The 22,150-nt window shown below is 61.4% G+C and carries 21 protein-coding genes; 11 read left to right on the forward strand and 10 right to left on the reverse strand.

All coding sequences use genetic code 11. The features are described from left to right. Positions 1–29 precede the first annotated feature (29 nt). The 6 genes from ACGYK4_RS11355 to ACGYK4_RS11380 all read left to right on the forward strand — a co-directional run bounded on the left by ACGYK4_RS11355 (position 30) and on the right by ACGYK4_RS11380 (position 6,653). Positions 30–1,622: an ABC transporter substrate-binding protein gene (locus ACGYK4_RS11355; protein ID WP_067262570.1), complete on the forward strand. Its 1,593-nt coding sequence runs from the start codon at positions 30–32 to the stop codon at positions 1,620–1,622. 78 nt (positions 1,623–1,700) lie between these two features. Further along, on the forward strand, positions 1,701–2,810 hold the full coding sequence (locus tag ACGYK4_RS11360) for a M24 family metallopeptidase (RefSeq protein WP_394456586.1): 1,110 nt from the start codon (positions 1,701–1,703) through the stop codon (positions 2,808–2,810). Continuing rightward, positions 2,804–3,811, forward strand: a complete 1,008-nt coding sequence (locus ACGYK4_RS11365; RefSeq protein ID WP_271692596.1) for an ABC transporter permease subunit — start codon at positions 2,804–2,806, stop codon at positions 3,809–3,811. Before ACGYK4_RS11360 ends, ACGYK4_RS11365 begins: the two co-directional genes overlap by 7 nt. After that, positions 3,811–4,716, forward strand: coding sequence for an ABC transporter permease subunit (locus ACGYK4_RS11370; RefSeq protein ID WP_394456589.1), 906 nt, complete (start codon positions 3,811–3,813; stop codon positions 4,714–4,716). Before ACGYK4_RS11365 ends, ACGYK4_RS11370 begins: the two co-directional genes overlap by 1 nt. A 3-nt stretch (positions 4,717–4,719) precedes the next feature. Further along, complete coding sequence (locus tag ACGYK4_RS11375) at positions 4,720–5,697, forward strand: ABC transporter ATP-binding protein (RefSeq protein ID WP_067262560.1); 978 nt, start codon at positions 4,720–4,722, stop codon at positions 5,695–5,697. Next, positions 5,694–6,653, forward strand: a complete 960-nt coding sequence (locus ACGYK4_RS11380) for an ABC transporter ATP-binding protein (RefSeq protein WP_209216794.1) — start codon at positions 5,694–5,696, stop codon at positions 6,651–6,653. The genes ACGYK4_RS11375 and ACGYK4_RS11380 overlap by 4 nt, the downstream gene beginning before the upstream one ends. Positions 6,654–6,669: 16 nt before the next feature. Here the strand turns inward: ACGYK4_RS11380 and doeB are convergent, their stop codons facing one another. The 8 genes from doeB to ACGYK4_RS11420 form a co-directional block, all read right to left on the reverse strand. Beyond that, positions 6,670–7,659, reverse strand: a complete 990-nt coding sequence (gene doeB, locus ACGYK4_RS11385; protein ID WP_394429704.1) for a N(2)-acetyl-L-2,4-diaminobutanoate deacetylase DoeB — start codon at positions 7,657–7,659, stop codon at positions 6,670–6,672. After that, the gene (gene doeA / locus ACGYK4_RS11390; protein WP_394401580.1) at positions 7,656–8,837 is read right to left on the reverse strand and encodes an ectoine hydrolase DoeA; all 1,182 of its coding nucleotides are present in this window, start codon (positions 8,835–8,837) and stop codon (positions 7,656–7,658) included. The genes doeB and doeA overlap by 4 nt, the downstream gene beginning before the upstream one ends. Positions 8,838–8,897: 60 nt before the next feature. Continuing rightward, positions 8,898–9,689 carry an ectoine utilization protein EutA gene (locus ACGYK4_RS11395; RefSeq protein WP_394429702.1) on the reverse strand — a complete coding sequence of 264 codons (792 nt, stop codon included), beginning with the start codon at positions 9,687–9,689 and terminating at the stop codon, positions 8,898–8,900. A 17-nt stretch (positions 9,690–9,706) separates the two neighbouring features. Then, a complete protein-coding gene (locus tag ACGYK4_RS11400) occupies positions 9,707–10,147 on the reverse strand; it encodes a universal stress protein (protein WP_067262549.1) in 441 nt (146 codons plus the stop codon). Positions 10,148–10,159: 12 nt separating this feature from the next. Next, positions 10,160–11,446 (reverse strand): TRAP transporter large permease, encoded by a 1,287-nt coding sequence (locus tag ACGYK4_RS11405; protein WP_067262546.1) that lies wholly within the window; start codon positions 11,444–11,446, stop codon positions 10,160–10,162. 3 nt (positions 11,447–11,449) lie between these two features. After that, positions 11,450–12,088, reverse strand: a complete 639-nt coding sequence (locus ACGYK4_RS11410; RefSeq protein ID WP_271692590.1) for a TRAP transporter small permease — start codon at positions 12,086–12,088, stop codon at positions 11,450–11,452. A gap of 73 nt (positions 12,089–12,161) precedes the next feature. After that, on the reverse strand, positions 12,162–13,172 hold the full coding sequence (gene dctP / locus ACGYK4_RS11415; protein ID WP_394429699.1) for a TRAP transporter substrate-binding protein DctP: 1,011 nt from the start codon (positions 13,170–13,172) through the stop codon (positions 12,162–12,164). Between the two features lie 137 nt (positions 13,173–13,309). Further along, positions 13,310–14,686 (reverse strand): PLP-dependent aminotransferase family protein, encoded by a 1,377-nt coding sequence (locus ACGYK4_RS11420; protein ID WP_394429697.1) that lies wholly within the window; start codon positions 14,684–14,686, stop codon positions 13,310–13,312. A 22-nt stretch (positions 14,687–14,708) separates the two neighbouring features. Here ACGYK4_RS11420 and ACGYK4_RS11425 point away from each other — a divergent pair, with 22 nt between their 5' ends. From ACGYK4_RS11425 to ACGYK4_RS11445, 5 genes are all read left to right on the forward strand, one after another. After that, on the forward strand, positions 14,709–15,242 hold the full coding sequence (locus tag ACGYK4_RS11425; RefSeq protein ID WP_231886306.1) for an Lrp/AsnC family transcriptional regulator: 534 nt from the start codon (positions 14,709–14,711) through the stop codon (positions 15,240–15,242). 128 nt (positions 15,243–15,370) lie between these two features. Beyond that, on the forward strand, positions 15,371–16,855 hold the full coding sequence (locus ACGYK4_RS11430; RefSeq protein WP_394456591.1) for an NAD-dependent succinate-semialdehyde dehydrogenase: 1,485 nt from the start codon (positions 15,371–15,373) through the stop codon (positions 16,853–16,855). Between the two features lie 48 nt (positions 16,856–16,903). Next, positions 16,904–18,274 carry an aspartate aminotransferase family protein gene (locus tag ACGYK4_RS11435; RefSeq protein WP_394456593.1) on the forward strand — a complete coding sequence of 457 codons (1,371 nt, stop codon included), beginning with the start codon at positions 16,904–16,906 and terminating at the stop codon, positions 18,272–18,274. 288 nt (positions 18,275–18,562) lie between these two features. Next, positions 18,563–19,534 (forward strand): PleD family two-component system response regulator, encoded by a 972-nt coding sequence (locus ACGYK4_RS11440; RefSeq protein ID WP_394456595.1) that lies wholly within the window; start codon positions 18,563–18,565, stop codon positions 19,532–19,534. Beyond that, positions 19,531–19,890 (forward strand): Hpt domain-containing protein, encoded by a 360-nt coding sequence (locus tag ACGYK4_RS11445; protein WP_067261064.1) that lies wholly within the window; start codon positions 19,531–19,533, stop codon positions 19,888–19,890. The genes ACGYK4_RS11440 and ACGYK4_RS11445 overlap by 4 nt, the downstream gene beginning before the upstream one ends. Before the next feature lie 89 nt (positions 19,891–19,979). Here the strand turns inward: ACGYK4_RS11445 and ACGYK4_RS11450 are convergent, their stop codons facing one another. Then, positions 19,980–20,351 (reverse strand): response regulator, encoded by a 372-nt coding sequence (locus ACGYK4_RS11450; protein WP_067261066.1) that lies wholly within the window; start codon positions 20,349–20,351, stop codon positions 19,980–19,982. A 12-nt stretch (positions 20,352–20,363) separates the two neighbouring features. Beyond that, positions 20,364–22,016, reverse strand: coding sequence for an ATP-binding protein (locus tag ACGYK4_RS11455; RefSeq protein WP_394456597.1), 1,653 nt, complete (start codon positions 22,014–22,016; stop codon positions 20,364–20,366). Positions 22,017–22,150 lie beyond the last annotated feature (134 nt).

Below are 22,150 nucleotides of genomic sequence, written 5' to 3' on the forward strand. Positions count from 1 at the left end.
GAAACAAACCAACCAGGAGAGAGAATATTATGTCTTTTACAACGAAATTGGCCACCGGTGCCATGCTGGCGGCCCTTGGAGCCTCGGCGGTATCGGCCCAATCGCTGGTCTATTGCTCCGAAGGCTCGCCCGAGGGTTTTGACCCTGCGCTGTACACAGCCGGCACCACATTCGACGCTTCCAGCCACCCGATCTACAACCGTCTGGCCGAGTTCAAAGTCGGCACGACCGAAGTCGTGCCCGCGCTGGCCGAAAGCTGGGAAGTCAGCGAAGACGGCATGACCGTGACCTTCAAGCTGCGCAAAGGTGTGAAATTCCACTCCAACGACCAGTTCACGCCGACACGCGACTTTAACGCCGACGACGTAATCTTCAGCTTTGACCGTCAGGGCAACGAAGAGAACCCCTATCACACCGTCTCTGGCGGCACATGGGAATACTACGGCGGCATGTCCATGCCCGACCTGATCGAAAGCATTGAGAAGGTCGACGATTACACCGTGGCCTTCAACCTGACCCGTCCCGAAGCGCCCTTTATCGCCAACATGGCGATGGACTTTGCCTCGATCGTGTCCAAGGAATATGCCGACGCGATGATGGAAGCCGGCACGCCTGAAATGGTGAACCAAGCGCCCATCGGCACCGGCCCGTTCAAATTCCAAGCTTATCAGAAAGACGCGGTCATCCGTTACCTGCGTAACGACGACTACTGGGGCGATGCGGCCAAGGTTGAAAGCCTGATCTTCGCGATCACGCCCGACGCCTCCGTGCGCTACCAGAAGGTGCAGGCGGGCGAGTGCCACGTCATGGCATATCCGAACCCGGCTGATGTTCAGGCGATGAAAGACGCCGAAGACATCGTCGTGATGGAGCAAGAAGGTCTGAACGTGGGCTATCTGGCCTATAACACGCAGGTCGCGCCCTTCGACAACGCCAAGGTCCGCAAGGCCCTGAACATGGCGATCGACAAGCAGGCGATCATCGACGTGGTGTTCCAAGGGTCCGGCGAAATCGCCAAGAACCCGCTGCCGCCGACCATGTGGTCCTACAACGACGCCATCGAAGACGACAACTATGACCCCGAGGCCGCCAAGGCGATGCTTGAGGAAGAGGGCGTCAGCGATCTGTCGATGAAGATTTGGGCGATGCCGGTTCAGCGTCCCTACAACCCCAACGCCCGCCGTATGGCCGAGTTGATGCAGGAAGACTTCTCCAAGGTTGGCGTCGATGTCGAAATCGTCTCCTACGAATGGGGTGAGTATCTGGAGCGTTCCAAGTCCAAGGACCGTGACGGTGCCGTGCTGCTGGGTTGGACCGGCGACAACGGTGACCCAGACAACTTCCTCGCGGTTCTGCTGGGTTGTGACGGTGTCGAGAAATCCAACCGCGCCCAGTGGTGCAACGAGGAATTCGACGCGCTGATCCAGAAAGCCAAGGTACTGCCAACCCAAGAAGAGCGTGCGCCGCTGTACGAAGAAGCGCAGGAAATCTTCAAGGACCAAGCCCCTTGGGCCACCATCGCGCATTCGGTCGTCTACATGACCATGCGCCCCGAAGTTGAAAACTATGTCGTGCACCCGCTGGGTGGCCACATCTTCAACCAAGTTGGCCTGAAGCAGTAACACTGCCGCTTTGACCAAAGGGGGCGGCATCCTGTGCCGTCCCCATTTTATTAACCTTGCCAGCCCGAAAGCCAGCCCATGTCCCCTTCGCTGAATGATCGCCTGTCGGCCTATGCCGATATCGCCGCCGACCTAACGGTCGATGCCGTGGCGCTGGTGCCCGGCCCGAATTTCACCCGCGCCGTCGACCATGCCTTCATGAGCCACGAACGCCCCTTCGTTCTGGTGATCCCCGCCCGCGGCCCCGCCGCCGCCTTGGTGCCGAACCTTGAGTTGGGCAGTTGGGAGTTGGTCGGTTTCGACGGGGCCGTTTTCGATTGGCGCGACCAGACGGGCTATGACGATGCCTTCGCCGCGCTGATGCAACATTTGAACATCACCTCGCTTGCCGTTGAAGGCCAAGTGATGCGCGTCTTTATGCATCACGCGCTGAAGAAAGCGCAGCCCGATCTGCGGATCATCGACGCCGAGCGCGAAATTTCCGCCCCCCGCATGATCAAGACCGAGGCCGAGGTCGCGGCGCTGCAAAAAGCCATCGACATTTCCGAACGCGCCCTGCGCGCCACGCTGGATAGCGTGAAGCTCGGCCAGACCGAGAAAGAGATCGAACAGAAACTGGTGCAGATGGTCTTTGCCGAAGGGGCCGACGATCTGTCCTTCGCCCCGATCGTCGCCGCCGGTGACGGCTCGGCCCGCCCGCATGCCAAGGCGCGTGAGGATTACCGCGTCAAAGCGGGCGATGCGCTGCTGATCGACTTCGGCGCGCGCAAGGACGGCTTTGCCGCCGACATCACCCGCACCGTTTTCCTTACCCATGTCAGCGACGAGGGGCGCGCCGTGTACGACACTGTGCTGCGCGCCAACCTTGCCGGGCTGGAGGCCACCCGCGCAGGCGTCACCGCGCATGAGATCGACGATGTGGTGACCGGGGTGCTCGAAGCCTCCCCTTTTGCCGACCGCATCCGCACCAAGACCGGCCACGGCCTTGGCCGCGATGTGCATGAAGCGCCTTATATCATGCGCGGCAACCACATGACTTTACCCGCCGGAACGGTGTACACCAACGAACCCGGTCTCTATGAGATCGGCAACTTTGGGGTGCGCATCGAAGATGACGTGCTGATTACCGAAGATGGCTACAAATCCCTGACCAACTTTCCGAAGGAACTGATGGTGCTCCCGTGCTGAAATATGTCTTGTCGCGCCTTGCGACCTTCATCCCCACCTTTATCGGCGTCACGCTGATATCATTCGCCTTCATCCGCTTGCTGCCCGGTGACCCGATCGTCGTCATGGCCGGTGAGCGCGGCATTTCCGAAGAACGCTATCTCGAACTGCAACAGCAGTTCGGCTTTGACCGGCCGATCTATGTGCAGTTCTGGGATTACTTCACTGGCGTGATACAAGGGGACTTGGGCACGTCTTTCGTGACCAAACGACCCGTCTGGGATGAGTTCTTCTCGCTCTTCCCCGCCACGCTGGAACTGTCGCTCTGCGCGATGATCTTTGCGGTGGCCTTGGGACTGCCCGCAGGCGTGATCGCGGCGGTGAACCGGGGCAAGTTCTTTGACCGGGCGCTGATGTCCACCGCGCTCGTGGGCTATTCGATGCCGATTTTCTGGTGGGCGCTGCTGCTGATCATTGTCTTTTCGGGTAACTTGGGCTGGACGCCAGTCTCGGGTCGGATCGACCTGCTCTATTACTTCCCCAATGCCACCGGCTTCATGCTGATCGACAGTCTCGCCTCCGGGCAGGACGGGGCGTTCCTCTCGGCACTGCGGCACCTATTGCTGCCGACCATCGTGCTGGGCACCATCCCGCTGGCAGTGATCGCGCGACAGACCCGCTCGGCCATGCTCGAAGTGCTGGGCGAAGACTACATCCGCACCGCACGGGCCAAGGGCATGTCCTCGGGCCGGATCAACGGCATCCACGCCCTGCGCAACGCGCTTATCCCCGTCATCACCGTGATCGGCCTGTCGGTCGGCACGCTGCTGGCGGGCGCCATCCTGACCGAGACCATCTTTAGCTGGCCGGGCATCGGCAAGTGGATGGTCGACAGCATCTTCCGCCGCGACTACCCGGTCGTGCAGGGTGGCCTTCTGCTCATCGCCGTCATGGTCATGGTCGTGAACCTTACCGTCGACATGCTTTACGGCATCATCAACCCCAAGATCAGGAAACGCTAATGGACGACGCACTCTCTGCCGAAGCCGAAATGGTGCACGACCGCCCCGGGCGTCTGCGCGAATTCTGGTTCTATTTCCGTGAAAACCGTGGTGCCGTTATCGGCCTGTGGATCTTTGCCATCTTTGCGATCCTCGCGCTATTCGGCCCCTGGATTGCCCCGCATGACGCGACCGAGCAGTTCCGCTCGGCCATCCTGCAACCGCCGGCATGGCAGGCGGGCGGCACGTGGAACCACGTGCTCGGCACCGACCCTCTGGGCCGGGACATGCTCTCGCGCCTCATCGTGGGTGCGCGTTATTCCTTCTTCGTGGGCATCGTGGTGGTGACCATCGCCGCCTCGGGCGGGATCATCATCGGTCTCATTTCGGGCTTCGCGCCCAAGTGGGTCGACACGATCATCATGCGGATCATGGACATCATCCTCGCCTTCCCGTCGCTCTTGCTGGCGCTGGTGCTGGTGGCGATCCTCGGGCCGTCGCTGACCAACGCAATGATCGCCATCGCCATCGTGCTGCAGCCGCATTACGTGCGTCTGACCCGCGCCAGCGTGATCTCCGAGCGGCAGAAGGACTATGTCACTTCGGCCCGCGTCGTCGGCGCCAGCACGCTGCGGCTGATGGTCGTGACCGTGCTGCCGAACTGCCTCGCGCCGATCATCGTGCAGGCCGCGCTGTCCTTCTCCACTGCGATCCTCGATGCCGCCGCCTTGGGCTTTCTGGGCATGGGCGCACAGCCGCCGACCCCCGAATGGGGCACCATGCTGGCCGAAGCGCGCGAGTTCATCCTGCGCGCATGGTGGGTCGTGACCTTCCCGGGTCTTGCGATCCTCGTCACCGTGCTGGCGATCAACCTCATGGGCGACGGTCTGCGCGACGCCCTCGATCCGAAACTGAAGCGGAGCTGATTGATGTCTCTATTGCGTATCCGCAACCTCTCGGTCGATTTCGCCACCGCCTCGGGCAAGTTCCGCGCCGTGGACAGCGTCGACCAGGATGTCGACACCGGTGAGATCCTCGCCATCGTCGGAGAAAGCGGCTCGGGCAAGTCGGTCTCCATGCTGGCGCTGATGGGGCTTCTGCCCTGGACCGCCACCGTCACCGCCGATGAGCTGACCTTCGACGGCCACGACCTGCTGACAATGGACAAACGCGCCCGGCGCAAGATTGTTGGCAATGATCTGGCGATGATCTTTCAAGAGCCGATGTCCTCGCTCAACCCCTGTTTCCCGGTGGGCTGGCAGATCAAGGAATCCCTGCGCGTGCATCTGGGCCTGAACCGGGCTGAGCGGCACAAGCGGGCGATTGAACTGTTCGAACAGGTCGGCATTCCGGACCCGGAAAAGCGCCTTTCGGTCTTCCCGCACCAGATGTCGGGCGGGATGAACCAGCGCGTGATGATCGCCATGGCGATTGCCTGCAAGCCGAAGCTTCTGATCGCGGATGAGCCGACAACCGCGCTCGACGTGACCATTCAGGCGCAGATCCTCGACCTGCTGACCTCGCTGCGCGACGAGACCGGCATGGGGCTGGTGCTGATCACCCATGACATGGGCGTGGTCGCCGAAACCGCCGAGCGCGTGAGCGTGCAATATGCGGGTCAGAAGATCGAGGAACAGCAGGTGCTGCCGCTTTTCCGCGAACCGCACCACCCCTACACCGCGGCGCTGCTGGACGCGCTGCCCGAGCGCGCCACGGAGAAACGTCTGCCGACGATCCCCGGCGTGGTGCCCGGTCAGTTCGACCGGCCTGCGGGGTGCCTCTTCTCTCCGCGCTGCAAGTTCGCCAACGACAAATGCCGCGCCGAGAACCCGCCGCCCTTGGGCGAAGATCTCGGCAAGGCGCGTTGCTTCTATCCGCTCAACACCAATGAAAGGGCCGCGTCATGACCGCCCCCGTAATGACCGCCGACGCGCTCCAGCGTCACTATCAGGTTGGTGGCGGCTTCCTGCGCAAGACCCAGACGCTGAAGGCCGTCGCGGGTCTCGATTTCGAACTGCACCCCGGCAAGACGCTGGCCGTGGTGGGCGAGAGCGGCTGCGGCAAGTCCACGCTGGCGCGCATGGTCACGATGATCGAAGAGCCGACCGCAGGCTCGCTCACGCTCGACGGCAAACCGGTGCGACCCGAGGATTGGGCCGACCTGCGCCAGCATGTGCAGATCGTCTTTCAGGACCCCTATGGCTCGCTCAACCCACGCCAGCAGATCGGCACGATCCTGCAAGAGCCGCTGGTCATCAATCGCAAGGACATGTCCAAGAAAGAGCGCGAGGAGAAGGCGCGCGAGATGCTGCGTCTCGTCGGCCTGCGGCCCGAGCATTACGACCGCTACCCACATATGTTCTCGGGCGGGCAACGCCAGCGCATCGCGGTGGCCCGCGCCCTGATGCTGGACCCCAAAGTGCTGGTGCTGGACGAGCCGGTTTCGGCTTTGGACCTGTCTATCCAATCAGCGATCCTGAACCTGCTGGTGGATCTGCAGGAGAAGATGGATCTGGCTTACCTCTTCATCAGCCACGACCTGTCGGTCGTGCGCCATGTGGCCGATGACGTGATCGTCATGTACCTTGGCCGCGCGGTCGAAAAGGGACCGAAGGACGAGGTTTTCGACAATCCGCGCCATCCCTATACGGCGGCGCTTTTGTCGGCCACGCCGCGCGCCGATCCGGAAGGCGGCAAGGAGCGGATCAAACTGCAGGGCGAATTGCCCTCGCCGCTGGCGATCCCCGAAGGCTGCCCCTTTGCCCCGCGTTGCTGGAAGGTGCAGGATGTCTGCCGCAAGGAGCGCCCCCCGTTAGAGGGCGCACCGCATCCGGCGGCCTGCTACTTCCCCATCGACGAATGAGGCGGGCGCGGGTGGTTCAGACCACCTGCGCCACCACGCCGATGCAATCGCCCATCTTGACCAGCCCCGGCACATGCCGGGCGGTCAGGATGCCGCTAAGCTGCGCATGGGCGAGGATCGCTGGCTGACCGCTTCGGTCGCTGGGCCAGAGGCGGGCGATGGGCTGGCCCTCGGTCACCGCGTCACCCAGATCGACCAGCGGCTCCAACAGGGCCGTGGTCTCGCTAAAGGTGAAGCAGCGCCCGTCGGGCATGTCGAGCATCACGCTCTCGGCCACCTCCGGCTCCCCTTGCAGAATTTTCGCATGGATCAGCAGGTTGCGCGCGCCTTTGCGCGCCACGGCGATGCTCTTGGCTGTCGATGTGCCCGCGCCCCCCAATTCGGTGGTGACAAAGACCTTGCCCTGCTCCTCGACCTCGGTGTCGAACATGCCGCGGTTGTCGATCTCTAGCATCTTCATGGAGTAGGGCGCGTTGAACGCCGCCATCGCGGCCATGCAGGCGGCCTCCTGTTTCTTGTCGGGCAGGATATGCGCAGCGGCGAAGGGCAGGAAATCCAGCGTGCGCCCGCCGGAGTGGTAATCCAGCACAATATCGGCCAGCGGCACCAGTTCGGTGGCGATGTAATGCGCGATCTTTTGGGTCACCGTGCCGCCCGGGCTGCCCGGAAAGCTGCGGTTCATATTGCCGCCGTCGATGGGCGAGCAGCGGCGGCCTGCGGCAAAGGCGGGTTGGTTCATCATCGGCAGTATGATGACGCGACCGGTGACCTGCGCCGGATCCAGTGTGGCGGCCAGTTCCTGCAAGGCAATCGGGCCTTCGTATTCATCGCCGTGGTTGCCGCCGGTCAGCAGCGCCGTGGGGCCGTCGCCGCCATTGATGACGGTGATGGGGATCATCACGGACCCCCATGCGCTGTCATCGCGGCTGTAGGGCAGGCGCAGGAAACCGTGATGCGCGCCGGGTTGGTCGAGCGGGATGGTCGGGGTGATGGGATTGCTGGTCATGCGGAAACAAACAACTTTCGCGGTGTGGTGCAGAAACATTCATGGCCGGTCTCGGTGATGCGGATCGGCTCGGTGATCTCAAGCCCGCCATCGTCAAGCCAAAGTGCGGGCATGAAATGGAAGGTCATGCCGGGCTCTAGGATCGTCTTGTCGCCACGGCGGAAAGAGATCGTGCGCTCCCCCCAGTCTGGTGGGTAGCTGATGCCGATGGCATAGCCGCAGCGGCTGTCCTTCTCGAATCCCGCCTTGTTCAGCGTGGCGTTGAAGGCATTGGCGATATCCTCGGCCCGGTTGCCGGGTTTGGCCTGTTCGAGACCTGCGTCAATCGCATCCAGCACGGCGCTTTCCGCGTCGCGGTATTTCTGCGGCACATCGCCAAAGAACAGCGTGCGCGACTGGGGGCATTGATAGCGTCGATGCGCGCCTGCGATCTCAAAGAACGTCGCCTCATTGGGCTGCATGGGCCGGTCGTCCCATGTCAGATGCGGGGCGGTGGCGTCCATGCCCGAGGGGGCCATGGGCACGATGGCCGGATAGTCCCCCCAGAACCCCTGTGCGCCGCGAATGCCGGTGGCATAGATCTCGGCCACCAGATCGTTTTTGCGCATGCCGGGCACGGCGACTTCGAGAATGCGGACGTGCATCTCCTCGACGATGCGCGCAGCGCGTTCCATATATTCGATCTCGCGCTCGGATTTCACCGCGCGTTCCCAGTTCACCAGCGCGGTGGCATCCATGAAGGTCGCCTTGGGCAGTTTGGTCTTGAGCGTGTCATGGGCGCGGGCGGAGTAATAGTAGTTGTCCATCTCGACGCCGATGCGCGCCTGCTCCAACCCCATCTCGCTCAGCAGGGCCGAGAGGTCTTCCATCGGGTGTTTTTCGGGGTTCTGGACGTAGGTATCGTCATAGCCGCGAATGCAGTCGTCCTCCATGAAGACCGTCCGCCGGGCGCCGAGCGCGTCCATACCGCGGCCCCACCAGACCGGTTCGCCCTCATGGGTCAGGATCACCGCTTGGTAAACATAGAAGGACCAACCGTCATAACCCGAGAGCCAAGACATGTTCGACGGATCGCTGACGACGATGGCATCGAGATTGCGCGCGGCCATGGTCTTGCGCGTTCGGTCGACCCGGCGCTGGTACTCGCTGTTTGTAAAATTCGCCTCATAAGTGGTCATAGGCCAGCCCCTTTCATGTCTGGTTACCCGAATAATGCGATCCGGCCAGAGGGGCCGGGATCACGGAATGATGCCTTGTGCATGGGCGCTTGGCATGTCGCAGTCGAACAGACGGCCATAGCCATCGGGGCGGCCCGAAAGCCCGCCCATCCGTTGCAACGCCCAGCACAGCGCTTGGTTAGAGGTCACGACGGGCTTGCCCAGCCGTGCTTCGATCCGGTCGATCACGTCAACGCCGCGCAGGGAGGTGCAGGAGAGGAAAAATGCCTCTACTTCCGCGCCATCCAGCGCAGCGGCGCCGTATATGATGCTCTCGTCGTCGATCCGCGCCATGTCGCGGTCGTCTTCCAGTGCGAAGGCCCCGTTGCGCATGACCTCTAGCCCCTGATCGTTGAAATAGGTGGCCAGCGGCGCGGCGGTTTCCGGCAGATAGGGGGTCAGCATCGCCACCCGCGTCACGCCAAGCGCGGCAAAGCCCGCGATGGCGGCGGAGGCGGGGGTGATGACGGGCACGCCGGGCAGCCCCTCGCCAATCGCCGCGCGCACCGCCGGGTTGCCGATGGCGACCGAGGCCGAGGTGCAGCAAAAGGCGATGGCCGACAGCTGGATGCCCGGCACCAAAAGCGCCGCCGTGCGCGCCATATCGGGGGTCATGGCACGCAGACGTTCCGGGGTGGTGGGGTTCTCAAAGGCGATCCGCGCCACATGCAGCGCCGCCTGCGCCGGGTCGATCAGCCGCGCGGCGTCGCGTTCAAAGGTCATGTCGGTCGACAGCAGCATCGCACCGAGCCGCACGGGGTCATCTTCACGCAAACGGCAATCAAGCGTCTCGCTTTGCACAGGGGGTGTCACCTGAATATTCCTTTGACCTAGACGACAAGCACGGGGCATTTCGCGAGCCCCGTAACCTTGTGAGAAACCGAGCCCAAGAGATAGCTGTCGCCCGTGGCCCCAAGGCCGCGCGAGCCGATGACGATCAGGTCAACCTCATGTTTCTTGGCAAATTCCGTTACCGCCCGCGCGGGGCGGCCAGAGCGGACGAAGGCGCGGACATTCTCGACGCCCGCGTCTTTCATCAGTTGCTTGCCGTGGGTGATGATCTCGGTCGCATGGGCCTGCATGGCGTCGTCGATATTGCCCGGATCGTTCACCCGCACCATCGAGAGCGACGCCTCCAGCATTGAATGATGCCGGTAGATCGTCAAAAGCGTCACTTTCGCCCCGGTCAGCTTGGCCATCTCTGCCGCTTTCATCAGCGCGCGGTCGGCATTCACCGAGCCGTCATAGGGGGCGAGGATATGGGTGAACATGACGCTCTCCTCTTATTTCGCAAAGGCCAGATCGCGCAGGAACAGGGCGATCTGCGGGAAAAAGATCAGGGCAACCGAGACGCTCAGCAGCATGATGATGAAGGGCGGGGTGCCGCGGATGACCTCCATATAGGGCCGTTTGAAGACCGCGATGGCGGTGAAGATGTCACAGCCAAAGGGCGGCGTGGCCGAGCCGATGGCGACTTGCAACGTGATGACCGTACCGACCAGCACCGGGTCGAGGCCAACCGAGTCCACCACCGGGGCGAAGATCGGCACGAAGACGAGGATCACGACAATGGGGTCCACGAACATACAGCCGATGAAGAAGGCCGCCGAGATCACGAAGAGCACGCCAATCGGCCCCATGCTGTCGATCCCGATGCCGGTCAGCACCGCTTGGGGAATTTGCGCGAAGGAGATCACCCAAGAGAATGCCGCACCCGCCGCGACGAGGATGAAAACCACGGCGGTAATCAGCCCGGTCGATTTCGCGGTCTCATAGATGCCGGCAAAGTCGATTTCCCGAAAGACGATCATCTCAAGGAAAATGGCATAGAGCACGCAGGCCGCCGCCGCCTCGGTCGGGGAGAAGACGCCGCCGTAGATGCCGCCGATGATGATCGCCGGGAAGCCCAGGGGCCAGAGCGCTTGACGCACCGCGCGGAAACGCTCGCCCCATGTCGCTTTCTCTTCGGTGGGGACGTTGTGGCGGTAGGCGTAGATCACGGAATAGACCGAGAAGAGCGCGAGGATCAGCAGCCCCGGCCCGATGCCCGCGATGAAAAGTTCGGCAATCGACGTGTTGGAGACGACGCCGTAGATGATCATCCCGATGGAGGGTGGGATCAGGAAGGCGATGTCGGAGGAGTTCACGATCAGCGCCAGCACGAAACTGTCTTTGTAGCCCGCCTTGAGCATCCGGGGCCGCAGCGGGGAGCCAACGGCGACGACCGTCGCCTGTGTGGAGCCCGAGACCGCGCCGAACATGGTGCAAGCCGCAGCGGTGGCGACCGCGAGACCGCCCTTCATATGGCCGACGAAAGACATCACCATATCGATCAGCCGCCCGGCGGATTGGCCGCGCGTCATGATGTCGGCGGCAAAGATAAACATCGGCACGGCAATCAGTGAGGCGGGTCTGACCCCTGCCATCATCTGCTGCACCATCGTCTCAAGCTGGCCGAAACCGCCGAAGAGCGAATAGAAACCGACGAAAGCCCCCACGATCAGCGGGATCATCATGGGAAAGCCGAGCAGCAGCAGAACGACCATGACAGAGAAAATGGTGACGGCCATGGCTCAGACCTCCCGCTCGTTGTCGTCGTAGCCTTCTAGAACGCTGGTCGACAGGTAAATATCTGGTTCAATGATGTTTTTGATCGCGGTCAGCAGATATTGCAGCCCGGTCATGAAAAAGCCGAAAGGCACCCAGACCAGTGTCCACCAGACCGGAACTTGCAGCGCAGGCAGCAGGCGGCCCCGCCCAGCTTGGGTCATGATGTATTGCAGCGCGTACCAGGCAAGGCCGAACATGAAGACGGCGGTGACAAAGGCGATGAAGATCATCAGCATTTTGCGCGGGCGCGGGGGGAGGGCGTCGAAAATCGCTGACATGCGGATATGCCGCCCATGCCGCGCGGCATAGGAGATGCCCGCAAAGGTGATGAGAATGATCAGAACGCTATTCAGCTCTTCGGAAAAGAAAATCGAGCTTTGAAAGACGAAGCGGCCCACCACATTGGCAATTGTATTGGCGGCCATCAACAAGACACCAGCGGCGAGCATTACGGACTCAAGCCAGCTGATCGCGTTGTCGATCGTGCCCAGAGGGCCGGGGAGGGTGGATTTATAGGTGCCCACGGGGGCGTCATCGGTGCCGGTGGTATCTGTCTGCGATTGCAGTTGCGAACTGTGGTTGTCTTCCGTCACCGGCGTCATCCCGTAGATGGTTCAAATGGATCGCGTCAAAATAAGGTCACCCCCCGGCGATGCCGGAGGGTGAGAAAGTCGTTTACTTGACGGCTTCAAGGTCTGCCTTGAATTGCTCAAGGATTTCCTTGCCGCTGTCGCCTGTCATTTCGATGAAGGCTTCTTCGACCGATGCGGCCTTGTCTTTGAAGGGCTGACGCTCTTCTTCGGACAGGATGTTGATCTGCATGTCGGGCTTCGCCTTGGCGATGTTATCCAGCGACTTTTCCTGCAGGCCGGACTGGTATTCGAGAATGTATTCGAATGCCGCGTCAGAGGCGTTCTGAACCACCTCTTTGTCCGCGTCGGACAGACCGTCATAGAAATCCTTGTTGGCCATCACAGCGGTGGTGAAGTTGTTGTGGCCGATGCAGGTGATGACCTCGGTCACCTCATACATCTTGGTGGATTCCAGATAGAAGCCGGGGTTTTCCTGACCTTGGATGATGCCGGTCTGCATCGCGCCATAGACTTCGCCCCATGGCAGCGGTGTCGGCGTGGCACCAAAGGCTTTGTAGCTTTCGACCAAGAGCGGGTTGGTCATGACGCGGAACTTGACCTCATTGAGGTCTTCGGGCGTTTTGACCGGCTCTTGCGTGGTCATGCAGACGTCACCCTCGGGGAACATCTTGAGCAGTTCCAGACCCTGCTCTGCATAAAGCTCGGGGAACATTTCGTTGATGGCCTTGGAGGTGCGGAAGAACTCGAACAGTTCCTCGTCGTCCTGCGGCAGCAGGTAGGGCACGAAGAAGACCTGCGCCTCGGGGATCAGCGCGCCGGTGAAGCCGGGGGATTGGTCCACGAACTGAAGGATACCGGCCTGCGCCTGTTCCATCGTGTCAACGGATTCACCCAAGGTGCCATAGGGGAAAAGCTGCACTTCGTGGTCGGAGTTCGCTTCGACTTCTTCCTTGAATTTCTGGGCGTATTTGCCCTGCACCTCGTCCAGTGCCTCTTCAAATGCATAGCGCCATGTGTCGGCGGAGGCCGCGCCTGCGACGCTTGTCACGGCTGCGAGGATACCCCCGGTGATAACGGTCTTGAAATTAGCCATCTGTCTCCCTTTCATTTTTTGCCCGCGCAGCACAAAGGCCGCAGCGAAACTAATGTCCTGACTGCTAGATCATTTAAACCGATCCCAATCATGTCAATGTGAATATTGATCCATGACAATTTGAGGCGCTCTCACAGTCATTCCGCCCTACCCCTGTTGCGTAATCTTGCATCGATCATGCGAATCCCCCGGGCGAATTCGGGAAAGGATTGCCCCCCGATCGAGACGCGAAGCCCCGGGTGGCGGTCTGGTGGTCCGATGGCGAAACTGGCCCCATTGGCCACGGCGACCCCGCTTTCGCGGATGGATTTGACCAGTTCGGCCTCTTCGTAAATATCATGACAGGGCAGCCAAAGGTGCAGCCCGTTCGAACTGGTCCGCATGTCGAGGCCGCGAAACACATTGGCGGCGAAATCGGCGCGGTCGCGCAGGGCCAATTGCTGACGGTTGAGCAGGGTTTCGGCGGTGCCTTCTTCGATCCAGCGGCCGGCGATCTCGGTCATCATATTGGTGGCCATCCAACTGGTCACCATATGCCGGTTGGCCGCGGAGGCTCCAAGGTGATCCGGCACCACCAGATAGCCGACCCGCAGCCCCGGCAGCAGGCATTTCGTGAGGCTGGTGAAATAGAGCACCCGTTCCGGGGCCATGGCCGCCATCGGTGGCGGCGGCGCGTCTTGCAACGGCCCCCATGACTGGTTTTCGATGATCAGCAGGTCATGGCGTCGTGCCACCTCGATCACCGCGGCGCGGCGGCTTTCCGTCATGGTAAAGGCCAGCGGATTGGCGCCATTGGGGATCAGATAGACGGCCTTCACCGGCTCTTTCGCGCAGATCCGTTCCAGCACTTCTGGGCAGATGCCGCCCGCGTCGACGGTCACCCCTTGCAGGCGGATGCCCAAAAAACGGGCGAGGGGGCGCAGGGTGTGGTGGCCGATGTCTTCGCTGACGATCAGATCGCCCGGTTGGGCCGCCGTCATCATCGCCACGGTCATCGCGCTGGTGCTGCCATTGGTGGGGATCACCGCCATCCCCTCCAGATCCAGCCCGCAGAGCGAGAGCCAGCGCCGCACTGCGCTGCTGCTGTCCCCGGCGCGGAGGTCTTGGCGAAACCCGCCCATCATCGCGCGGGGCAGGGAGCGGGCCATGGCGCGGAGTGTCTTTTGCATCGCCTCTTCATGGGCGTGATCCAGCACAGGTTTCAGGATCGACATATCCAACAGCCGCCCGGCGGCCTTGCGGCTGACGAAGGGCATGGAGATCTCATCGCTCGCCGCGCGCACGAAAGTGCCGCGCCCCACCTCACCGACGATTTTGCCCGCCTCAACCAGCTTGTCATAGGCGCGGCTGACGGTCTGCACGCTCAGCGACAGGTCAAAGGCCATCTGGCGCTGCGTCGGCAGGCGGTCTCCGGGTTTAAGCACGCCGTTCTGTATCGCCGTTTCAATCGCCTGAACGAGTGAACGATAGGCAGGGCGGGTCAGGGATCCGGGGTCTGGGCGCCATTTTGTCATGATCTGGATGATCACCACAATCATGACAATTGACAAGTCCGGCATGCGCTCGCATGAAGCGGATATGAGCTTTGTCAAACTCGATAAACGCGATATCGCGGTGCTGTCGATCCTCTCTCGCGAGGGGCGCATCGCCAAATCCGCGCTTGCCGACAAGGTCAACCTGAGCGCCACCGCCTGCGGCGAACGGCTGTCACGGCTGGAGGCTGCAGGCATCATCACCGGCTATCAGGCTCATGTCGCCCTGCGCCGCATCGCCCCGCATGTCACCGTCTTTGTGCAGGCCGAATTGGGCAACCACCGGGCCGAGGCGTTTCAGCGGTTCGAGGCCGTGATCGCGCAGCATGATGAGATCGTGCAGTGCTGGGCCTTGGGCGGCGGCTTTGACTATCTGCTACAGGTCGTCACCCGCGACATCGACAGCTACCAGCGCCTGATGGATGCGCTGTTGGACCAGCAGGCCGGGCTGAGCCGCTACTTTACCTATGTCGTCACCAAATCGGTTAAATCGGCACCGCTGCCGCTGTCGCTCCTGCTGCCCGAGGGCGAAAGCTGAGCCGCCGTAGTTTTTCCGGCGGGCCGGGGGCTGCGCCGCAAAACCTCCTGCCGATCGGCTGATATTCGGTCAAACCCGCGCCGCGTCCTGCCTTACCTTCGGGGCAATTCATCCCAAGGAGGTGCCCGATGACCAAGATGATCCCAACCCCCGCCGATGGTCTGCCCGCGCTGACGCGGGGCGCTTTGGCCCGCCACTTTGCCTATGTCGATGGCGCATGGGTCGCGGGGGCGCAGAGCGATGATTTCAACGTGACCGATCCGGCCAGCGGTGCGGTGCTGGGCGCGGTGGCCAAGCTTAGCGCCGAGGACAGCCGCGGCGCGGTGGATGCCGCCCATGCTGCCTTTCCCCATTGGTCGGGCCTTCTGCCGCAAGAGCGCGGCGCGATCCTGCGCCGCTGGCGCGACCTGATGCTGGAGAACCGCGAGGATCTGGCGCGGATCATGACCGCCGAACAGGGCAAACCCATCTCCGAGTCGCGCGGCGAGATCGACTATGCCGCCTCTTTCTTCGAGTTCTATTCCGAAGAGGCCCGCCGCCCCAACATCGAAGGCGTCACCTCGCATTTGCCAGATGCCGAGGTGGAAATCTGGCGCGAGCCGGTGGGCGTGGCCGCGCTCATCACGCCGTGGAACTTCCCCTCTGCCATGCTGACCCGCAAGGCGGGGGCGGCGCTTGCGGCGGGCTGCACCGTGGTGGCGCATCCTTCGGCAGAGACGCCCTTCTCGGCGCTGGCGCTGGCCGAATTGGGCGAACAGGCAGGGCTGCCCAAGGGGGTGTTCAACGTCGTCACCGGCGAGGCGCCCGAGATCGTGAAACCGTGGATGGAAGACACCCGCGTACGGGCCATCTCTTTCACCGGCTCCACCGAGATCGGCAAGCTGCTGTACCGTCAGGCATCGGACAGCGTGAAACGTCTGGTGCTCGAACTTGGCGGCCATGCGCCTTTCATCATGTTCGATGATGCCGATATGGACCGCGCCGTCGAAGAGGCGATCAAAGCTAAGTTCGCCACCTCAGGTCAGGACTGCCTCGGCGCGAACCGTTTCTTCATTGCCCGCGACAGCTATGCCACCTTCTGCGCGCGGTTCATCGCCGCGACCGAAGCGCTCACCGTGGGCAACGGCGCGGATGACCCCGACATCGGCCCGTTGATGAACGAAAAGGCCGTGGCCAAACAAGAGGAACACGTAAAAGATGCGCTTGACCGTGGGGCGCGGCTGCTTTGTGGTGGCAAGCGTCACGCGGCGGGGCCGCTGTTCTTTGAGCCGACGGTGCTGGCGGACGTGCCGCCCGATGCGCTGATCATGCGCGAGGAAACCTTTGGCCCCGTGGCCGCCATCGCGGCTTTCGACAGCGAGGATGAGGCGATCCAGCGGGCCAATGACACGGAGTATGGCTTAGTGGCCTATGTCCACAGCCAAGACCCCCGCCGCATCTACCGCGCCAGCCGGGCGCTATGTTTCGGCATGGTGGCGGTGAACCGCACCAAGGTGACCGGCGCGCCGATCCCCTTTGGCGGCACGAAACAATCGGGGATCGGGCGCGAGGGATCGCGGCTGGGGCTCGAAGCCTTTACGGAAGTCAAATACGTCTGCCGTGACTGGGCCTAAGATTTAAAGGATACGGCGCAAAGGCGCGTCGGAAGAAAGGAAAGACCAATGCTGAAGAACGATATGCTCGAACAATGGGACCGTGAAAATTTCTTTCACCCCTCCACCCATCTGGCGCAGCACGCGCGCGGCGAAAGCCCGACCCGTGTGATCAAGACCGCCAAAGGCAGCCATATCACCGACCGCGACGGCAACCAGATGCTCGACGCTTTTGCCGGTCTCTACTGCGTGAACGTGGGCTACGGCCGGACCGAGATCGCCGAGGCGATTGCCGAGCAGGCGCATGAACTGGCCTATTACCACTCCTACGTCGGCCACGGCACCGAGGCGAGCATCACCCTGTCCAAGATGATCCTCGATCGCGCGCCCGAAGGCATGAGCAAGGTCTATTTCGGTCTCGGCGGGTCGGACGCGAATGAGACCAACGTCAAGCTGATCTGGTACTACAACAACATTCTTGGCCGCCCCGAGAAGAAGAAGATCATCAGCCGCTGGCGCGGCTATCACGGCTCGGGGCTGGTGACAGGCTCGCTCACCGGGTTGGAGCTGTTTCACAAGAAATTCGACCTGCCGCTGGCGCAGGTGGTCCACACTGACGCGCCCTATTACTACCGCCGCCCTGACGCCAACATGAGCGAGGCGGAGTTCACCGCCCATCTGGTGGGCGAGTTGGAAGCGCTGATCGAACGCGAAGGGGCCGACACCATTGCCGCCTTCATCGGGGAGCCGGTTCTGGGTACCGGGGGCATCGTGCCGCCGCCCGAGGGCTATTGGGCCGCCGTGCAAGAGGTGCTGAACAAGCATGACATCCTGATGGTCGCGGATGAGGTCGTCACCGGCTTTGGCCGTCTGGGGTCGATGTTCGGCTCGGATCACTACGGCATGAAGCCTGACCTGATCACCATCGCCAAGGGGCTGACCTCGGCCTATGCGCCGCTGTCGGGCTCCATCGTGGGCGACAAGATGTGGAAGGTGCTGGAGCAGGGCACCGATGAAAACGGCCCAATCGGCCACGGCTGGACCTATTCGGCCCACCCCATCGGCGCGGCTGCGGGGATCGCGAACCTCAAGCTGATCGACGATCTGAAGCTGATCGAGAATGCCTCGGACGTGGGCGGCTATCTGAATGCGCAGATGAAGGCCGCATTGGGCGATCACCCCAAGGTGGGCGACATCCGGGGCGAAGGCATGCTCTGCGCCGTGGAGCTGGTCGAAGACCGCGATGGCCGCACGCCCTTCGATCCGGCGCGCAAAGTAGTGCCGACCATCGTCGGCGATATGGTCAAGGCCGGTGTCATCGCCCGCGCCATGCCCCAAGGCGACATCATCGGTTTCGCGCCGCCCTTCTGCCTGACCCGCGAAGAAGCGGACAAGGTCGTGGGGGTCACCGCCGACGCGATCAAGGCGACCTTGGGCTAAGGCGCAAATCTACGAGACACTTGAGCGGCCCGGCGGAAACGTCGGGCCGTTTGCATTGGAGGGAATCACACCCCGCGAGAGGTGCCGCAGCTAGACCGATCAAAAATGAAAAAACGGTAAACAGGGCCGTTCATCGGGCCAGATTCTCCCGATATGGAAACAGTGCCCCGGTTTGTCGCCTATTTACTAAGAATTCGCCAAAATTAGGCCACAGTTCCCAGAGAAATTAGAAGAAAGCAGCGGTCCGTCCAGTTTGGGGCCAAAGATTTTTATCTGTGGAGAGATGTAATGAGAATTCTGGCGGTGGATGACGATCCGATTATCCTCGAATTGCTTGGGCAATTTGTAGAGATCATCGGCGCGCATGAACTGACAACCGCCCCATCGGCTCTGCATGCGGTTGATATGTTGGGTGATCCCAACCTTGGCCCGATTGATTGCTTCATGCTTGATATTCAGATGCCGGGCATGGATGGGATCGAACTGGCGCAGCACATCCGCAATTCGGCGCGCCATGCCGATACGCCGATCCTGATGCTCACCGCGATGTCCGACAAACGCTATATCGACGCGGCCTTTGCCGCCGGGGCGACCGACTATGTGACCAAGCCTTTCGAGATTGCCGAACTCAAGGCCCGCATCGGGCTGGTCGAAGGCATGGTGAAAGAACGTCAGCAGCGGACCAAGAAGATTTTCGCCGCCAAGACAATCGCCGATCAGGCGACGCATATGGAGTTGTTCGAGCCGGTCCCGATCTATGACGTGGACAATGTGATCGACTATACCGCGATGGAGAACTACGTCGCCCAATTGTCGCGCAGCGCGCTTTTCGGCTCCACCGCCTTTGCCTTCACCATCCGCGAGGTCGATGCCTTCCACGCGACGATGACCTCTTTCGAGTTCTATAGCCTTGTCTCCGATGTGGCCGAAATCCTGTCCGATACGCTCGTCGATCATCAAGTGCTGATGTCCTACGCGGGCAATGGCACTTTCGTATGCGTTACAGAGAGCGGCTGGCGCCCGAATATGGGCGGTTTGATGGATGCGGTTAACTTTGAGTTGTCTCAAACTGAATTGTTCGACAATAATGGCGAGCGTGTTCACCCGCGTGTCAGCGCGGGAGAGGCCGTGCGGCTGATCTGGAAAAGCGGCAATTCCGTCATGGATGCGCTGGCGCAGGCCCATGCGAGTGCAGAAGCCGCCAGTGAGGCGCATACGAGATCGCTCAATGATTTTTGGCAGAATGATCAACAGGCATGACTAAAATGTTAGCGGAACTTCCCGGCATAGAGCGCATCAGGCAGCGCTTTGTCGAAATGCTGGACGAGCGTCAGACGCTGATCGCAACCCATGGGTTGGCCGCCTGGGACGGGACCACCGTAGACGAAATCAAAAGCAATCTAGCCAGCGCGCAGGCCATTCTGCACCAGATCGCGGGCAGCGCCGGGTCGCTTGGCTTCGAAGAGCTGGGCCGTCTGGCACGCAAATGCGAAACGCAGATTGTCGAGCATCTGGCCGGGCCGCGCGCCAACCACGCCGATTGCCCGATCGAGATCATCTCGGAACTGGATGGGTTCGTCGCCCATTGCCGGCAGGAAATCGACGCCCACGCCTAAGGGCGCGGCCACCGGTATTGAGCCGGTCCAAAACTTACTGACAATTTACCGCAAACCCGCCCGCAAGGGCAGGTCAAAGGCAAGTCGGCTCAGCCTGCTTGCATTGCCGCCTTGACCTGATCCGCCAGCGAGATCGGATCGAAGGGTTTGCTGATCACGTCAGCCGCCCCCAGATCACGAAGCTCTTCGATCTCATTATGCTGGGCGCGGGCGGTCATGAAGATCGCGGGCACGTCGCGCAGGCTCTCCATCTCGCGCATCTTCTCAAGCGTCTGGCGACCGGTCATGCCGGGCATCATCATATCGAGCAGGATCACATCGGGCGTGTAGGACTGAACCTGATTCAGCGCCGCTTCCCCTGTCTCGCATTGGACGACGTCGAAATCGCCGCTTAGCTCAAGCGCCATCAGCGCGATTTCACGAATATCGGCGTCATCCTCGACGTGCAGCAGTTTGATCATTCCATACTCTCTCTAGGAGGCTTCGCGCAGCAACGCGGCCGGTTCCTCTGCCGCTACCTGAGAATTTTTCTTCGGCAGGGTAAAGTAAAATGTCGTACCAAATCCCTCACGGCTGTCAAAACCTATTTTACCGCCGAGATTCTCGACGATGGCTTTGCAAACGCTGAGGCCCAGCCCGGTGCCGCCTTTGTCGGCCCGGTTGGAATTGGACAGATCGGCAAACCGCTGGAACACCTTGTGCTGCTCGGAAGCCGGAATGCCGGGGCCACGGTCCGCCACGGAGATGCGCAATTCGTCGTCATTCTCTTCGGCGCGGATGGTCACACGCTCCCCAGGTTTGGAGAATTTGGCCGCGTTCGACAGGAAGTTCGTCAGCACTTGAATGACCCGGTTCGGGTCCGTGGTGACCTTGTTCAAGTCCTCCGTCCCCTCGACCTGAATGCGCACGCCATGGCGCTGCTCGAGTGAGGCATTGGCGGCGCTGGTTTCGTGCAGAAGTTCCGCAATATCGACTTCCTCAAGATTGAATTCCAGCCGCCCGTTGGCGATTTTCTCAAGATCGAGGATGTCGTTGATGATCAGCACAAGCCGGTCGGCGTTCCGGTGGGAGATCTCCAGCAAGGCACGCGCCTTGCTGGGCAATTCGCCCGCCGCCCGCGACAAGAGCAACCCCATGGAGCCTTTGATCGAGGTCAGGGGCGAACGTAGTTCGTGACTGACCATCGAGATGAACTCCGACTTCATCCGCTCTTCGTTGATGATATCCGAAATGTCATGCAGCATAATCAGGAACCGCCCCGTCGCCCCACCGGTGGGCAGCAGCTTGATCGTAACTTGGAAATGGTTGCCAAACAGTTGCGTGTCGAACTGCGTCATCGCTTTGCCCGACTTTTTCAGCGCGCGGCAGGCGTTCAGCAGGGCCGGGTTGTCGCTTTCCTCGGTCAGGGTTTCGAGCGTTTGCGTGCGGTAGCTGTCCTTGCTCCAGCCGGTGCGGCTCATGGCGACGCGGTTCATATAGCTGAAGCGCTCTGTCTCGGCGTCGACGATCCAGATGTCATCGCGCAATTCATAGAGCGTTTCCGCCGTGTCGCGTTCGGCCAAAAGTTCGTTGGCATGGGTCACATCGGTACGGGCCGAGATCGACCCGGCCCAGGCGCCCTTTTTGTCGAAAAGTGGCATCACGGTGCACTGCGTCTGGATCACCCGACCATCGGCGCAGCGCAGCGGGGTTTCGCCCTGCCACGTCTTGCCAGCCATCAGGGTGGCGCGGATCTCTTCGGCAAGTTCGCGAAACTCTTCTTGGTAAAGCATCGACACAGGCTGGCCGATCAATTGATCGCGGGTGTAGCCCGTCAGTTCGATGAAACGGTCGTTGACCTGTTCCAGCATCCCGCCCGTATCCACGATATTTACAATGGCATGGCTGTCGAAAGCCTTAAGCCTTTGTTCCATATCTGAATTATCGGCAGGAGACTGCGGGTTTGCTTGCAATGCGGGCGCGGCAAAGGGCGTGAGCCCCGCCAGAATGATCGCACCGACGACGGGGATAACCTCCCCCATTTGGCCCGCGAAAAGTGCGGATGTTGCGGTGTACCAGCTGCCGGAAATGGCAGTGCCCAGAAAAAATGTGGCGGCGGTACGCTTGGTAAATGGCTTTGACGACACTTGGAATTCCTCGCCCCGAAGCGGACATGCTTAAAACTATAGCATGACTTGTGCATTGTAATTTAATCAAAATGCCAGAGCATATTGGCAATAATATGGCATGTCGCACTTTAGCGTCACTCCGCTGAAATGCC

Origin of the sequence: Sulfitobacter sp. 1A13368, assembly GCF_043557275.1 — a bacterium.
Classification (GTDB): Bacteria; Pseudomonadota; Alphaproteobacteria; order Rhodobacterales; family Rhodobacteraceae; genus Sulfitobacter; species Sulfitobacter faviae.

Coding starts and splice junctions, on each gene's coding strand:
- ACGYK4_RS11355 (WP_067262570.1), top strand. CDS start 30: ATGTCTTTTACAACGAAATTGGCCACCGGTGCCATGCTGGCGGCCCTT.
- ACGYK4_RS11360 (WP_394456586.1), top strand. CDS start 1,701: ATGTCCCCTTCGCTGAATGATCGCCTGTCGGCCTATGCCGATATCGCC.
- ACGYK4_RS11370 (WP_394456589.1), top strand. CDS start 3,811: ATGGACGACGCACTCTCTGCCGAAGCCGAAATGGTGCACGACCGCCCC.
- ACGYK4_RS11375 (WP_067262560.1), top strand. CDS start 4,720: ATGTCTCTATTGCGTATCCGCAACCTCTCGGTCGATTTCGCCACCGCC.
- ACGYK4_RS11380 (WP_209216794.1), top strand. CDS start 5,694: ATGACCGCCCCCGTAATGACCGCCGACGCGCTCCAGCGTCACTATCAG.
- doeB (WP_394429704.1), bottom strand. CDS start 7,659: ATGACCAGCAATCCCATCACCCCGACCATCCCGCTCGACCAACCCGGC.
- doeA (WP_394401580.1), bottom strand. CDS start 8,837: ATGACCACTTATGAGGCGAATTTTACAAACAGCGAGTACCAGCGCCGG.
- ACGYK4_RS11400 (WP_067262549.1), bottom strand. CDS start 10,147: ATGTTCACCCATATCCTCGCCCCCTATGACGGCTCGGTGAATGCCGAC.
- ACGYK4_RS11405 (WP_067262546.1), bottom strand. CDS start 11,446: ATGGCCGTCACCATTTTCTCTGTCATGGTCGTTCTGCTGCTGCTCGGC.
- ACGYK4_RS11410 (WP_271692590.1), bottom strand. CDS start 12,088: ATGACGCCGGTGACGGAAGACAACCACAGTTCGCAACTGCAATCGCAG.
- dctP (WP_394429699.1), bottom strand. CDS start 13,172: ATGGCTAATTTCAAGACCGTTATCACCGGGGGTATCCTCGCAGCCGTG.
- ACGYK4_RS11420 (WP_394429697.1), bottom strand. CDS start 14,686: ATGACAAAATGGCGCCCAGACCCCGGATCCCTGACCCGCCCTGCCTAT.
- ACGYK4_RS11425 (WP_231886306.1), top strand. CDS start 14,709: ATGACAATTGACAAGTCCGGCATGCGCTCGCATGAAGCGGATATGAGC.
- ACGYK4_RS11430 (WP_394456591.1), top strand. CDS start 15,371: ATGACCAAGATGATCCCAACCCCCGCCGATGGTCTGCCCGCGCTGACG.
- ACGYK4_RS11435 (WP_394456593.1), top strand. CDS start 16,904: ATGCTGAAGAACGATATGCTCGAACAATGGGACCGTGAAAATTTCTTT.
- ACGYK4_RS11440 (WP_394456595.1), top strand. CDS start 18,563: ATGAGAATTCTGGCGGTGGATGACGATCCGATTATCCTCGAATTGCTT.
- ACGYK4_RS11445 (WP_067261064.1), top strand. CDS start 19,531: ATGACTAAAATGTTAGCGGAACTTCCCGGCATAGAGCGCATCAGGCAG.
- ACGYK4_RS11450 (WP_067261066.1), bottom strand. CDS start 20,351: ATGATCAAACTGCTGCACGTCGAGGATGACGCCGATATTCGTGAAATC.